This window comes from Kluyvera sp. STS39-E, from assembly GCF_040932435.1.
Lineage (GTDB): Bacteria > Pseudomonadota > Gammaproteobacteria > Enterobacterales > Enterobacteriaceae > Kluyvera.
Genome location: NZ_JBFQGA010000003.1, coordinates 362,349 through 376,959 on the forward strand (window position 1 = coordinate 362,349; position 14,611 = coordinate 376,959).

The window sequence follows — 14,611 nt, forward strand, 5'->3', positions numbered from 1 at the left end:
GTTTACTCTCCACAGGCTTGCAGTTGTGACAATTGGTTTGGCAGCGTTTCGGCATACAGCCCAGCGCGCTTAACGGCGTTAACGACGGCCCGAGGCGTAATGGTCGCTCCGGTAAACTGGTCAAACTGCCCACCGTCTTTTTTCACCGCCCACTGGCTGTCGCTAGCGCCGCTGATTTTTTTGCCGGAGAAAAAGGTTATCCAGTTCGAAAGACGCAGCTCAATTTTATCGCCAAGGCCCGGCGTTTCGTGGTGTTCGGTCACGCGGGTGCCGAGCACGGTGCCGTTAAAATCTGCGCCTACCAGCAGTTGGATTGCGCCGGAATAGCCGTCTGGGGCCGTTGCTTCGAGCACGGCTGCGACGGGCTTATCATCCATTTTCGCGATATAGACTTTATGATGACCCTTTCCGAGTTCCGGCGCCTCAACGACAAAGCAGCTTTTTAGCAAAGCATTATTATAGCTGTCAGACGGCACGACCTGCTGGAACAGCACGGTTTGTTGCTTTTCAGCCTGCTCGTCGATGGTGTGCTTGGTGAGCTGGTTAATCGCCGCGGTCAGCCCCGTTGAGCCGGCTGCAAACAGCGCCAGCGTGACACCGTGTTTACGCATGGTTTTTAACATGGTGAATCCTCAGCGGTGTCCGTAAGTACGTGGGCGAGTGTAGTAATCGATCAACGGCACGGTGATATTGGCCAGCAGAACGGCAAATGCCACGCCATCGGGATAGCCGCCGAAACTGCGGATAAGCCACACCAAAAGACCTGCCAGTGCGCCAAAGATCAGACGCCCTCGGTTGGTGGTGGAGGCGGTGACCGGATCGGTCAAAATAAAGAACGCCCCCAGCATCGTTGCGCCGGAAAGCAGATGCATCTGCGGAGAGGCAACGCTTTCCGGATGCAGCAGCCAGCCGAGAGTGGAGCAGACAGCGAGGCTTATCAGGAAACTAACCGGAATATGCCAGCGGATGGCTTTTTGCCACAGCAGGAAAAGTCCACCGACCAAGTAGGCAATATTGACCCACTGCCAGCCAATGCCGGCTAATGCGCCATGATAGATAGCATTATTGAGCACTTGCGAAACGGATTGCCCAGCGTGGAGTGACGTTTTGAAGGTATCCAGCGGAGTCGCTTGGCTGATGCCATCGACACCCATGCGCAGTGCAGACATATCTTGGCCCGCGGCGGTGTGGCCGGTGAAAATCATCTGCACCGCATCGATGAAGCTTGGCGTGGCGGCGGCAATTTCATGCGGCGGCAACCACGAAGTCATCTGTACTGGGAAGGAGATAAGCAGTACCACGTAGCCTATCATTGCCGGGTTGAACGGGTTTTGTCCCAAACCGCCGTACAGTTGCTTGGCGATAACAATGGCAAACACGGTGCCGAGGACCACCATCCACCATGGAGCAAACGGCGGAATACTGATAGCGAGCAGTAGGCCGGTCAGCAGCGCAGAGTGATCGCCCAGCGTCTGGGTAATATTATGCTTACGCAAGCGCAGAACGGCGGACTCCGCAGCCCAGGCGGTCAAAATCGCCAGAATAAGCTGAATAAAGGTTCCCCAACCAAAAAACCAGCTCTGCACCAAAATCCCAGGCAGGGTAGCAATGATCACCAGCATCATAATGCGCGATGTTTGGCGATGGTTATGGGTGTAAGGGGAGCTTGCGATTTTGAAAACCATTTAATCCTCGTTAACGGCCTGAGCGGCTTTCTTAGCTTGAACACGGGCAATCGCAGCGGCGACGGCCGCTTTACGTGAGTCGTCGTTAGCCGCCGGTTCATCGATATTTTGCTGTGCGGCCTTGCGCGCTTTAGCACGTGCGATCGCGGCTTCCACGGCGGCTTTGCGCGGGTCGATAGCTTCAACACTTACGGCTGGCTCGGCTTCTACTTCTGTCTGCTGTGCAGCCTTGCGCGCTTTAGCGCGGGCGATAGCGGCTTCCACGGCGGCTTTGCGCGGATCGATAGCTTCATCGGCGGACGCAGCCGGCGATTCCACTGCCATTGACGGTTCGGCTTTACGGGCTTTAGCGCGAGCGATGGCGGCTTCTACAGCGGCTTTACGCGGGTCGATAGCTTCATCGGCGGCTTGCCGTTTTTCAGCCTGAGCGGCACGAGCCTGCGCTTTACGCGCCTCACGCGCGGCGGAAACGGCGCTGTTATCCGGCAGCGAACCAGATTGAATCACGATTGGCTGGGTTGCCTGCTTCTGCTTTTCCTTCACTCGCGCCAGCGCGGCGTGAATAGCATCCTGATCTTTGGCCGCCGGTTGCACCGCGGCCTTTTTATGCCGCTCTTCACGGGCGATTTTTTCACGCTCAAGGCGCAGTTGACGGGCCTCAAAACGAGCTTTCGCCTCGGCGGCGCGTTGATCCTCAAGGCGAATCTCTGCGATCTCGGCCTTTTCCTGGCGGAAGTACTGCACCAGCGGAATACTGCTTGGGCAGACCCAGGCGCAGGCGCCGCATTCGATGCAGTCGGAAAGATTATGCGCGGTGGCCTTGTCGTGCTGCTGGCCTTTGCTAAACCAATAAAGCTGCTGTGGCAGAAGATCGGCGGGACACGCGTCAGCGCAGGCGCTACAGCGAATGCAGCTTTTCTCTTCTTCCGGCTCGCCCATTTCAGCAGGCGATGGTGCCAACAGACAGTTGGTGATTTTTACTACCGGAACGTCCAGCCAGGGCAGGGTAAAGCCCATCAGCGGGCCCCCCATGATAACCATCTGTTCGCTGGTGGGACAAAAATCAGCGTGTTTCAATAAATGCTGTACCGGCGTGCCCAAACGCGCCCACACGTTACCGGGTTGCCCGATAGATTCGCCCGTCAGCGTGACCACTCGCTCGGTGAGCGGCTCGCCATCGATAATCGCGCGTTTGACCGCATAGGCGGTGCCGACGTTTTGCATCAGAACGCCAATATCCGATGAGCGTCCACCGTGTGGAACCTGCTTGCCGGTGAGAATCTGCGTCAACTGCTTCGCGCCGCCGGACGGATATTTGGTCGGGATAACTCGCAGGTGAATATTATGCTGGCCCGCCAGCACCGCGCGCATCATCGAGATAGCCTGCGGTTTGTTATCTTCAATCCCGATAAGCACCTGCTGCGGTTGCAGAATGTGCGCAAGGATTTGAATGCCGTCGACAATTTGCGCCGCGCAATCCTGCATCAGGCGATCATCGGCGGTGATGTACGGCTCGCACTCTGCGGCGTTGATAATCAGAGTCTCAATTTTGTCGCCGCCGCCGCGAAGCTTGGTTCCGGTCGGAAAACCTGCGCCGCCAAGACCCGCAACACCAAATTGATGAATACGTTCGATAAGCTCTTCCCGGCTGCGATTTTTATAATCGCTCCAGCCATCACGGGGCGCCCATTTGTCCTCGCCATCGGCCTCAATAATCACGCTCATTTCTGGCAATGCAGAGGGGTGCGCGGTGGCGTGTGGCTCGATAGCGACGACCTTACCTGAGGTCGGGGCATGAACCGGCAGCATTTTTCCCCAGCCGCGCGTTAGCGGCTGACCGCGCAGCACGCTGTCACCTGGCTGAACGCTGAGTTCACCTTCGGCGCCAATATGCTGTTTTAGCGGAATAACAAAACGCTGGGCGAGGGGGATCTGACGCAGCGGCGTCCCGTTAGACTGCGTTTTCATTTCCGGCGGATGAATGCCGCCGTTAAAGTCCCAGACCTTATCGTTTCGAAACGCGGAGAATAGCTTAAACATGGTGTTCCACAGGAATATTTCGTACCGGGATGGTGTGCAAATCCCATTTCCAACTCTCGGTGGTCGTCTCTACCGGGCGTAATTCAATACACTGCGTCGGGCACGGGGCCACGCACAGGTTACAGCCGGTGCAGAGATCGCTCATGACCGTGTGCATGGCTCGCGTGGCGCCAACAATAGCGTCAACCGGGCAGGCCTGAATGCATTTGGTACAGCCGATACAATTGGCTTCATCAATAATGGCGAGCATGCGAGCGGGTTCAGACGCCGCTTCATCTGCGCCGATTGGCTGCGGATCTACGTTCAGCAGCTCGGCAATTTTCAGCATTACCGCTTCGCCACCGGGGGCGCAGCAGTTGATTTTTTCACCATTGCTTACCGCTTCGGCGTACGGGCGGCAGCCGGGATAGCCACACTGGCCGCACTGGCTTTGTGGCAACAATTCATCAATTTTTTCGACCACCGGGTCGTCTTGTACCGCAAAACGGCGGGAAGCGTAGCCGAGGATAACGCCAAAAATCAGCCCTAAGAGGCTGATTGCGACGACAGCAAGCCAAAAGGTCATCATTACAACTTCACCAACCCACTAAAGCCCATAAAGGCCAACGACATTAAACCTGCGGTAATCAACGCGATGGCGTTGCCGCGAAACGGTGCTGGGACATCGGAGACGACTAGGCGCTCGCGAATAGAGGCAAACAGCACCATCACTAGCGAGAAGCCGACCGCCGCGGAAAAACCGTACAGCGCCGATTGCAGGAAGTTATGCCCCAGATTGATGTTCAATAGCGCAACGCCGAGGACGGCGCAGTTTGTGGTGATAAGTGGCAGGAAAATGCCAAGTAGACGATACAACGCTGGGCTGGTTTTACGCACCACCATCTCGGTGAACTGCACCACCACGGCGATAACCAAGATAAAGGCCAGCGTACGCAGGTAGACTAAATCCAGCGGGATAAGGATCCAAGTATCGATAAGCCAAGCACAGATGGACGCGAGCGTCATCACGAACGTCGTCGCAAGCCCCATTCCCATGGCGGTTTCCAGTTTCTTGGATACCCCCATAAAAGGGCACAGCCCTAAGAATTTCACAAGGACGAAGTTGTTTACCAGAACTGTACCGATAAAGAGCAATAAATAGTCAGCCATCATTTGACCTGTAACAAAAAAAGCGACCTATTATCTGACAAAGCGACTCCGGCGACAACAGGGTAAGTGTGGGGGTATTAGGCGCGTGTAAAGGTGCGTTTTACCCGCGTCGAGCGCTTGAAATAAGGAACGATAAGCGCAGCGGCCAGCAGAGGCAGCAACAGCTGGCGCACGGCCAGATCGTCAGCTATCGGCGAGAAAGCAAAGGCTTTCACGGCCAAAATTACGCCGATCATCAACCAGATAATGTAGTGCTTTGGCACCTTGCTACGGCGTTTGAAGAAGGCAACGGTCAGCCATAGGGTGTAACACCACATGGCAATGAACGAGATAAATGACACCGCCAGCAGCGCGACGTTGGATGCGCCTAGGTCTTTTAACAGCGCCAGAGTTTGCGGCGAGAACAAGACATAGGTGAATTTAACCAAGGTAACGCTGATGCTGATTAACTGAATGATTAACCAAGCCAATGGGCCAAGCAGCCATCCGCTAATACGTTGTGCAGAAATATCTGACATTGTGTCTCCTGAAAATCAGCGCCAGTGGTGGGAAAAAATATAGGCCGTGGAGTATAAGCAACTGGCGCTGAGGAGAAAACCCTTATTGCACGAAACGCCAAACGGATTTAGGCACTTGTCCTACATCGTACAAACGTCCACCGGATACCAGCTCGGCGCGACGGTGGTCTGCGGCGCGGTACATGTTGATCAATTCTTCATTGCTGGTGAGTGAATAGTTAAGGTGATCATAAAGTTTTTCAAGGGTTTCAAGTGAACTGACTTTGCGGAATTTTAATAAATAATCCAAAACGGTCATTTGTAGGTATCCATTTATAATGTTAATGCCACCAGAAATCGCTTTTCAGCCGGATTAATGCCGGGAAAAGGACGCGGGGATTTCAGAATTTATTGCCAATATGACTATTGGGTTCCGTTTGAACGTGCGTTTGGCCGTTTAAGCCAAATCTCAACGGTATAGGGTGGATTATTTGTTTTATACGAATGAATTTCAATAACAGAAATTGTGCTTATTGATTTCACCCCGAAATTAGCGGCTTTTTGACGACCAGAACGCCGGATAACGTTCTGGCCGAAAGGGGAGCATTAACGCTTTTCACCGCGGCTGGCGATGACATCCTGATACCAGAAGAAACTTTTCTTACGCTGACGCGCGAGGTTTTTCTGATGGTCGACGTAGACAAAACCGTACTGTTTTTTATAGCCGTTCAGCCAGCTCAGTAAATCGATAAACGACCACGGATAATAACCGCGAACATCGGCGCCCAGCGCAATCGCCTTTTCAAGCGCATCAATGTGCATCCGCAGGAAGTCGATACGCGGATCGTCGACTACCTCGCCGTCAACGATAGGGTCAACTGCGCCCAGCCCGTTTTCGGTGATATAGATAGGAATATCGCCGTAGCGTTCTTTCACCATCATGATGCCATCGGTCAGGCCCTGTGGCCAGATTTCCCAGCCCCATTCGGTATAGGTACTCTCTGGGTTACGTACGAAGTAATAAAGGCCTTCGACACCCTGTTCGCCGCTGACTTTTTCAGCCGGTGGCTGTGCCGAAACGGTTTCACGGCGATAGTAATTAAGGCCGATGAAGTCGCAAATGTTGTTGCGCAGTAGCTCATCATCGCCCGGTGCAAAGCGAGGGACGCCCCACAGCGCCTGCGCTTGCGCCAGCAGTTCGGCTGGATAGTGGCCTTTTAACACCGGATCGTAGAACCAATGGGTATGCGTGGCATCGGCAAGATCGCTGGCGGCTTTGTCTTCTGGGCTGTTGGTGAGCGGGGTGTGCGGCTGCAGCACGTTCACGAAGCCAATCTCGCCGTCAATTTGCATGCCACGGAAGGCTTTGATAGCCAGCGCATTGGCAACAAACACGTGGTGACAGGCCTGGATGGCGCGAGCGGGATTGCGCACCGACGGCGGGTGACTGCCGGTGATATAGCCATGGCCAATGAATACGATGGTTTCATTGAACGTAGACCATTTTTTAACCCGCGAACCAAAGCGGGCGTAACACAGGCGGGCATACTCTTCGAAGGCTTCCGCCGTGGAACGAGATTCCCAACCGCCTTCATCCTGCAGTGCCTGAGGCAGGTCCCAATGATAAAGCGTAATCATTGGCTCAATGTTATGCGCCAACAGGTCGTCAATTAAATCGCTGTAGAATTTAATCCCTGCTTCATTGACTTCACCACGTCCATTCGGCAAAAGGCGAGGCCAGGAAATCGAGAAACGATAGCTCTGCAGGCCCATTTCAGCCATTAGCTGCACATCTTCTTTTACGCGATGATAGTGATCAACGGCAACGTCCCCGTTGGTCCCTTGATAGGTTGTTCCCGGTTGGTGAGAGAAGATATCCCAAATTGACGGGCCTTTGCCGTCTTCATTATATGCACCTTCAACTTGGTACGCTGCGGTAGCAGCACCCCATAAAAAATTCGGGGGAAAAGCAGACATATAACACTCCTTATCTATGTGATAAGGGGAGTGTAAAGAGCGCAGAGATGGTGTGCAACCGGTTTCAGTAACCGGTTGCACAGATGAGATCCGAATCACTTTTTTAGCGTAATGGTATTACTTTTTTTGTAGCGATGCGGTAGCGGCAGGCTCCGGCGACTGATAGTTATCGATGTGATGCGCGATAAACAAAAGAAGTACGGAGAAACCCAAAATAACCCAACCAATAAGTTCAACAATGCGATTCATTACGGAAGTCATGAAATTTAGCTAACAGTCCATTGATAAAATAGTGCAGGAGCAAGATCTTAGTCAGCTTTTGCCACAACGCAAGTTTTCAGCCGAAACGATTCGACAAGTGGCGTTTATTTCACCAATTTCATCCCGGTGAGCCGATATTGTTATTAAACTGTTGTATGGAATGGTGAGATAAGGTCAAATAAGAAATCGATTACAAAATGGTTTTAACCGCTTAAAATAATGAATGAGGCTGCAATATGAGTGACCAAATCCGTGTTGGACTAGTGGGTTATGGCTTTGCCAGTAAGACGTTTCACGCGCCGCTCATCAGCGGTACACCGGGTATGGAGTTGGCGGTTGTCTCCAGCAGCGATGCCAGCAAGGTTCATGCCGACTGGCCTGCGGTAAACGTCGTTGCCGATCCAAATGCGCTATTTGCCGATCCCGACATTGACCTGATTGTTATCCCAACGCCGAACGACACCCATTTCCCGTTGGCGAAAGCGGCGCTGGAAGCTGGCAAGAACGTGGTGGTGGACAAGCCTTTTACCGTGACACTGTCACAGGCTCGTGAGCTGGATACGCTGGCCAAACAGCAGGGTAAACTGCTGTCGGTATTCCATAACCGCCGCTGGGACAGCGACTTCCTGACGGTGAAAGCGCTCATCAACGAAGGCAAACTGGGCGATGTAGCCTATTTTGAATCGCATTTTGACCGCTATCGTCCGCAGGTTCGTGCCCGCTGGCGTGAGCTTCCAGGGCTGGGAAGCGGCATCTGGTATGATTTAGGTTCACACCTTTTGGACCAGACGGTGAATCTGTTCGGTCTGCCGCAAAGCTTAAACGTCGATTTGGGACAAATCCGTCCAGGCGCACAGGCCACGGATTACTTCCATGCTGTGCTGACCTACCCGCAGCGACGCGTGGTATTGCACGGTACGCTGCTGGCAGCGGCGGAAACGGCCCGTTATATCGTGCACGGAACGCAGGCAAGCTACGTCAAATTTGGTCTTGATCCGCAGGAAGACCGACTGAAGAGCGGTGAGCGCCCGCCGCAGGCTGACTGGGGTTATGATATGCGGGACGGTATTTTGACGACGGTTGACGGTGAAACTCGCGTCGAAGAAAACTTCCTGACGCTGCCGGGAAACTATCCGGCGTACTACGCCGGTATCCGCGATGCGCTAAACGGCATTGGCGAAAATCCGGTTCCGGCCAGCCAAGCGATTCAGATCATGGAACTTATTGAGCTAGGGATTGAGTCGGCGAAACATCGCGCAGCGCTTAATTTGGTCTGAGAACAGTACAGGTAATAATCCCGGCAGACATGCGCTGCCGGGATTTTTTTTATCCGCGCAGAACGCGGGCTTTCAGCGCTTGCTTCTCAGCATCTGACAAGAAGGCCATTTCTAGCCCATTCATCTGCGCTTGACGAATTTGCTCTGGGCTTAACCCGGCGGCGGGCGCCGCGACGCGGTATTCATGTTGAATATCGATACCCTGTACCGCCGGGTCATCGGTGTTGAGACTCGCCAACACACCGTGTTCTAGGAAGATTTTTAGTGGATGCGCAGCCAGCGATGGCACGGTGCTGGTTTGGATGTTAGAGGTCAGGCAAGATTCAATGCCAATCCGTTTTTCGGCCAGATAATCCATCAGCGCTGGGTCCTGCACGGCCTTCACGCCGTGGCCGATACGCTCGGCACCCAGGTCGCGAATCGCCTGCCAGATGCTTTCTGGGCCAGCCGCTTCACCGGCGTGGACGGTAATGCGCCAGCCTGCGTCACGTGCGCGGCTAAAATGATTGTTGAACAGGTGGCCTGGGAAGCCCAGCTCATCACCGGCAAGATCCAACGCAGTAATGCCGTTGCGGTGCGCCAGTAAAGCGTTAAGTTCCTGTTCACAGGCGGCTTCACCAAAGGTACGACTCATGATACCAATCAGACGTGCTTCAACGTTAAAGTCTTTGCAGCCTTCATTGACCCCGGCAATAACCGCTTCAACCACGCCTTCTACCGGTAACTGGTGAGTCATGGCCATATAGCGCGGAGAGAACCGCAGTTCAACGTAATGCAGGCCATTGCGGGCCGCATCTTCAATATTTTCATAGGCAACGCGACGGCAAGCATCAAGCGACGCCAGCACCTTCACGCCCCAGTCCAGTTTGCTTAGAAAACTCACTAGATCGGGTTCATTACTGGTGACCTGCACGTGTGGGATAAGCGTATCGAGCGTGGTTGCAGGGAGCGCGAGATTGAACTGGCGGCCGAGGTCAAGGATGGTCTGGGCGCGAATATTGCCGTCAAGGTGGCGGTGGACGTCGGTTAAAGGCAGGTTAGTATCAATCATGATTGCACTCATTTTTTAGTTAAAGTGCAAATCATTATACAACAGGCTAGATGGCAGTTAAAAGTGCTGAAAAATGCCCGCTAATGCAAATATCTTCGGGGCTTCGCTCATAACGATAACTGTGGCGGATACGCAATGAATGAAGCATCCGCCACAGTTATCCTCTTACAGCCCTAAATCGCTTAACCCCGGATGGTCATCCGGACGTCGCCCTTGTGGCCAGTGGAACAGGCGCTCGGTGGCGCTAATGGGCAGATCGTTGATACACGCATAGCGGCGCTGCATAAGCCCATCATCGGCAAACTCCCAGTTTTCGTTGCCGTATGAACGGTACCAGTTGCCGGCGTCATCATGCCATTCATAGGCATAGCGAACGGCGATGCGATGACCTTCAAAAGCCCACAGTTCTTTGATTAGCCGATATTCATGCTCTTTTTGCCATTTGGTTTGCAGAAATTTCTGCGCTTCTGTGCGGCCGTTGACGAACTCCGCGCGGTTACGCCATTGGGTATCCGTTGAATAGGCAAGGGCGACCTTTTCCGGGTTGCGACTGTTCCAGCCATCTTCGGCAAGACGCACTTTTTCGATAGCGCTTTCACGGGTAAACGGGGGCAGCGGTGGACGAATGCTCATGAATAAATCCTCGTTGTTAACGCAGGTAGACAGATCTGTCTACTTGCGTTAACCTAATCCTACATTTGAGCGTTGTCAACGGTGAAAATAAGCACATGGGAAAAGTACAAACCAGTCCGCAGGCTGCTGGTAGCGCGCGAGATAAAATTCTACTTACCGCACATGACCTGTTTTATCTCCATGGGATCCGGGCGACGGGCATTGATAAAATCATTGCCAAAGCTTGCGTGACGAAAGTGACTTTCTATCGCCACTTTCCCAGCAAAAACGACCTGATTCTGGCCTATCTGGAATACCGCCATTCTCGGTGGATAGGCTGGTTTAGTCAGCAGTTACGTGAGCATCAGTCCAACGGACTACCGCTTGCCGATGCATTAGCAGAGACCATGAATAGCTGGTGGCAAGACGCTGAATTTCGCGGCTGCGCGTTTCTTAATGCCACCGCTGAAATTGGCGAAGCACTGGCGGACGTTGAGCGTCTAACACGCGAACATAAGGTCTCTGTCGCCGATGTGATAGCGGAAATATGGGACATTGAAGAACCGGCGCTGGCATCTACGCTGGTGGTGGCGCTGGATGGTGCGATTATGCACGCCCAGATGGGCGGAAATTTGGCGACGGTGACCGACCAACTGCGAGTAATGACGGCGGCGCTGATGAAAGGCGCTATCCGACAAATCTAAATCTGCCGTTACGCTACAGTGTTTTCACTTTTGAATTCACAGGAGTAACGCTTTGTTGAGCCATATGCGTATTGCCAGACCGGTGACCGATCTTGAACAAACCTGCCGGATGTATTGCCAGGGGCTGGGTTTGCACAAAATTGCCGATTTCACCGATCACCAGGGTTTTAGCGGCGTGATGGTGGGCAGTGAAAGCTTGTCTTGGCACCTTGAATTTACCTTCTGTCACCATCATCCGGTGACGCCGTCACCGACGGAGGATGATCTGTTGGTGCTCTATTACCCAGACGCTGCCGTATGGCAGCAGGTTTGCGAGAGCATGACGTCAGCGGGTTTCACCGTCGTGACTGCATTTAACCCTTACTGGGATGTGCATGGGCGAACGTTTATCGACGGTGACGGTTATCGGGTGGTGTTGCAGAATCAGGCATGGCCGATAGGTGAGTGATGCAGACTACGCAACGCTTACGGGCGTTGCGTAGTCTGAGGATTATTGCAGAGTTTGAATCGCGGCAATCAACCGTTTTACGCCTTCTTCGAGCTTCACGCGTGGGCAGCCGGCGTTGAGTCGAATAAAACCGTTACCTTCTTCACCGTAGGTGTAGCCCGGCATGATGGCGACTTTTTGCTGCTTAATCAGTACATCCTGCAGTTGCCTGTCGTCGATGTTAAGCGGGCGTAAATCTATCCACGCCAGATAAGTAGCCTGTGGCCGCTGCCACTTGAGCGCCGGAAACGCCGCATTCAGCGTCTCTTCGATATAGCGCATATTGTCCTGCAAATAGTCGCGCAGTGCATCCAGCCAGCTTTCTCCCTGCTCGTAGGCGGCAATGTGCGCGACCAGAGCGGGAACAGACGGCGACGAAAGACCATCGCGACTCTTAAGCGCATTGAGGTAGGCGTTGCGAGTGGGTTCGTCCGCAATCAGCCCATAGGCACCGGTGAAGGCCGGAATATTGAAACTCTTTGAGCCGGAAGTGAATAGCGCCCATGGCCCTTGCGCCACGTCGCACCATGGAATATGCGCATGATCAGACCAGGTCATATCCATATGAATCTCATCGCTAATCACCCGCACGTTGTGTTTCGCACACAGCGCCGCCATGGTTTGCAATTCTTCACGCGTCCATACTTTGCCGGTCGGGTTTTGTGGGCTACACAGCAGCAGTACGCTGTTTTGCGGTTGCGAAAGGGCCGCTTCCAGCTTGGCCATATCGCAAAACCATTGGCCTTCCTGCTTATCCAACGGAACACCGACAATTTTGCGCTGGTTGCCCTCGATGGTTTTAAAGAACGCGTCGTAGGCTGGCGTATGCACAACGATACCATCACCGGGCGAGGACCATTGGCGAATCATTTCGGCAACCATATAAATCACGGAAGGCCCATAAACAATGCTGTTGGTATCAATTGGCGTGTGAAAACGGTTGGCGTACCAGTGGGCGATCGCGGGTAAGAATTCGTCGTTTTTCCAGCGGCTGTAGCCGAATACGCCGTGGGAAAGTCGCTTACTTAGCGCGTCGAGAATACAAGGCGCGGTGGCAAAATCCATATCTGAAATAGTAAATGGCAGCAGGTCGGCATCGCCAAAGCGGTCCGCGACGTAATCCCATTGCGTGCACCAGGTGCCATGTCGGTCAATCACCGTTGCGAAGTCAAACATGTGAGGATCCTAACGAAGAGAAGTTGGGGCTATTTTGCCCCTGTTTATCACAGGGGCAAAGGCTTTAGGCGCTGACGGTATTCATCAATACCGACATTTCATCTTTCACTGACTGTACCTGCGGACCAATAACCACCTGCAGGTTGTGCTGGTTGAGTTTCACAACGCCAATGGCGCGATTGGCTTTTAGTACCGCTTCATCCACTTTGCTCATGTCGTTAACCGACAGACGCAGGCGGGTGATGCAGTTATCGAGGGAGACAATATTCTCCGTCCCGCCGAGGGCTGCCAGAATAGCCGGTACGTTATAGCCGGACTTACCGACCGTGCCGACGGTCGCGCTGTCCGCAGCCGGTGTGGCGTCGATATCACGACCCGGCGTTTTGATGTTAAAGCGCACGATAGCGAAGCGGAAAATAGCGTAGTAAACCGCGAACCAGATAGCCGCCACAACCGGTACCAGATACCACTTGGTAGACAGACCATGCAGAATACCGAATACCACGAAATCGATAATATTACCGTCGGTGTTGCCGATAGTGACGCCCAGCACCGCCATCGCGGTGAAGCCCAGACCGGTTAACAGCGCGTGGATAACGTACAGCACCGGTGCCACGAACAGGAACAGGAATTCCAGTGGTTCAGTGGTGCCGCCGATAACGCAGGCCACTACGCCGGAAATCAGCAGGCCTTTAATTTTATGACGGTTTTCCGGACGCGCGCAGTGGTACATCGCCAGTGCCGCACCTGGCAGGCCGCCGAGGAATGCTGGCATTTTGCCCTGCGACAGGAAACGGGTCGCGCTTTCAGAGAAACCGTGGGTGGTCGGGCAGCTCAACTGCGCTTGGAAGATGGTCAGTGCACCGCTGACGCTGTGACCGCAGACGTCCATAGTGCCGCCGGCTTCGGTAAAGCGGATAAGTGCCACCAAGATATGATGCAGGCCGAAAGGCAGCAGCAGACGTTCGCCGGTACCGAAGATCATCGGCCCAAAGTCCCCAGCGCTGTTAATCACGTGGCCGAGCGCGTTAATCCCCATCGCGAAGATAGGCCATACCAGCGGGATAACCAGACCAACAAGACCCAGTACAACGGTGGTAACAATCGGTACAAAACGGGTACCGCCGAAGAACGCCAGCGCATCTGGAAGACGGATTGTGTTAAAGCGCTCATGCAGCATCCAAACGATGATACCGGCGATGACTGCGCCGAGGATCCCGGTATCGATGGACTGAATACCCAAGATATTCTGAATATTGTTCGCTTTGAGAATAGCCGCATCGGTGGTAGGCAGAATGCCTTTGGCGGTCAGCCAGAAATTGACCGCGAGGTTCATCACCGCGTAGCCGACGAATCCGGAAAAAGCGGCAACGCCCTTGTTATCACGAGCAAGCCCTAGCGGGATAGCGATACAGAACATCACAGGCAAGAAGCTGAAGGCGAAGGAGCCGACTTTGCTCATCCAGACGAAGATAGCCTGTAGCAACGGGGCGTTCAGCCACGGCAGCAGCGTGGTGACATCGTTGCTGCTGAGTGAGCTGCCGATCCCGAGCATGATCCCGCAGAAGGAGAGCAGAGCAACCGGCAACATAAAGGTTTTGCCAAGCTGCTGGAAAAATTCCCAGAGGGTGACTTTCGGTGCGGTTTTCGTCGCCATAAAACGACTCCTTAATCCAGAAAAAGGGTTGTTGATAA

16 protein-coding genes are annotated in these 14,611 nt (G+C 53.7%); 3 read left to right on the forward strand and 13 right to left on the reverse strand.

Annotated features, from left to right (window positions below; all coding sequences use genetic code 11):
* Positions 1–2: 2 nt before the first annotated feature.
* The 9 genes from rsxG to blr form a co-directional block, all read right to left on the reverse strand.
* Positions 3–623, reverse strand: coding sequence for an electron transport complex subunit RsxG (gene rsxG, locus AB4K05_RS08315; protein ID WP_368479509.1), 621 nt, complete (start codon positions 621–623; stop codon positions 3–5).
* 9 nt (positions 624–632) lie between these two features.
* Entirely contained in the window at positions 633–1,685 is a 1,053-nt protein-coding gene (gene rsxD, locus AB4K05_RS08320) for an electron transport complex subunit RsxD (RefSeq protein WP_368479510.1), read from the reverse strand.
* Entirely contained in the window at positions 1,686–3,725 is a 2,040-nt protein-coding gene (gene rsxC / locus AB4K05_RS08325) for an electron transport complex subunit RsxC (protein WP_368479511.1), read from the reverse strand.
* Positions 3,718–4,293, reverse strand: coding sequence for an electron transport complex subunit RsxB (gene rsxB, locus AB4K05_RS08330; protein WP_368479512.1), 576 nt, complete (start codon positions 4,291–4,293; stop codon positions 3,718–3,720). The genes rsxC and rsxB overlap by 8 nt, the downstream gene beginning before the upstream one ends.
* Entirely contained in the window at positions 4,293–4,874 is a 582-nt protein-coding gene (gene rsxA, locus AB4K05_RS08335) for an electron transport complex subunit RsxA (protein WP_368479513.1), read from the reverse strand. The genes rsxB and rsxA overlap by 1 nt, the downstream gene beginning before the upstream one ends.
* 77 nt (positions 4,875–4,951) lie before the next feature.
* On the reverse strand, positions 4,952–5,392 hold the full coding sequence (locus AB4K05_RS08340) for a DUF2569 domain-containing protein (protein ID WP_368479514.1): 441 nt from the start codon (positions 5,390–5,392) through the stop codon (positions 4,952–4,954).
* An 82-nt stretch (positions 5,393–5,474) separates the two neighbouring features.
* Complete coding sequence (gene ydgT / locus AB4K05_RS08345; RefSeq protein ID WP_368479515.1) at positions 5,475–5,690, reverse strand: transcription modulator YdgT; 216 nt, start codon at positions 5,688–5,690, stop codon at positions 5,475–5,477.
* 287 nt (positions 5,691–5,977) lie between these two features.
* Positions 5,978–7,348, reverse strand: a complete 1,371-nt coding sequence (locus AB4K05_RS08350; protein WP_368479516.1) for a GH1 family beta-glucosidase — start codon at positions 7,346–7,348, stop codon at positions 5,978–5,980.
* Positions 7,349–7,465: 117 nt separating this feature from the next.
* Positions 7,466–7,609, reverse strand: coding sequence for a division septum protein Blr (blr, locus tag AB4K05_RS08355; protein ID WP_368479517.1), 144 nt, complete (start codon positions 7,607–7,609; stop codon positions 7,466–7,468).
* Between the two features lie 236 nt (positions 7,610–7,845).
* Between blr and AB4K05_RS08360 the strand changes: the two genes are divergently transcribed.
* On the forward strand, positions 7,846–8,886 hold the full coding sequence (locus AB4K05_RS08360; RefSeq protein WP_368479518.1) for an oxidoreductase: 1,041 nt from the start codon (positions 7,846–7,848) through the stop codon (positions 8,884–8,886).
* A gap of 49 nt (positions 8,887–8,935) precedes the next feature.
* Here the strand turns inward: AB4K05_RS08360 and add are convergent, their stop codons facing one another.
* Together add and AB4K05_RS08370 are read right to left on the reverse strand one after the other, a co-directional pair.
* Positions 8,936–9,937, reverse strand: a complete 1,002-nt coding sequence (gene add / locus AB4K05_RS08365; protein ID WP_368479519.1) for an adenosine deaminase — start codon at positions 9,935–9,937, stop codon at positions 8,936–8,938.
* 165 nt (positions 9,938–10,102) lie between these two features.
* Entirely contained in the window at positions 10,103–10,570 is a 468-nt protein-coding gene (locus AB4K05_RS08370) for a DUF1348 family protein (protein WP_368479520.1), read from the reverse strand.
* A gap of 95 nt (positions 10,571–10,665) precedes the next feature.
* Between AB4K05_RS08370 and AB4K05_RS08375 the strand changes: the two genes are divergently transcribed.
* Entirely contained in the window at positions 10,666–11,253 is a 588-nt protein-coding gene (locus AB4K05_RS08375) for a TetR/AcrR family transcriptional regulator (RefSeq protein ID WP_368479521.1), read from the forward strand.
* Positions 11,254–11,317: 64 nt separating this feature from the next.
* Positions 11,318–11,701 (forward strand): VOC family protein, encoded by a 384-nt coding sequence (locus AB4K05_RS08380; protein WP_368479726.1) that lies wholly within the window; start codon positions 11,318–11,320, stop codon positions 11,699–11,701.
* Positions 11,702–11,743: 42 nt separating this feature from the next.
* Here AB4K05_RS08380 and AB4K05_RS08385 read toward each other — a convergent pair whose 3' ends face one another.
* The gene (locus tag AB4K05_RS08385; RefSeq protein WP_368479522.1) at positions 11,744–12,916 is read right to left on the reverse strand and encodes a MalY/PatB family protein; all 1,173 of its coding nucleotides are present in this window, start codon (positions 12,914–12,916) and stop codon (positions 11,744–11,746) included.
* A gap of 64 nt (positions 12,917–12,980) precedes the next feature.
* Complete coding sequence (malX, locus tag AB4K05_RS08390) at positions 12,981–14,573, reverse strand: maltose/glucose-specific PTS transporter subunit IIBC (protein WP_368479523.1); 1,593 nt, start codon at positions 14,571–14,573, stop codon at positions 12,981–12,983.
* Positions 14,574–14,611: the final 38 nt, after the last annotated feature.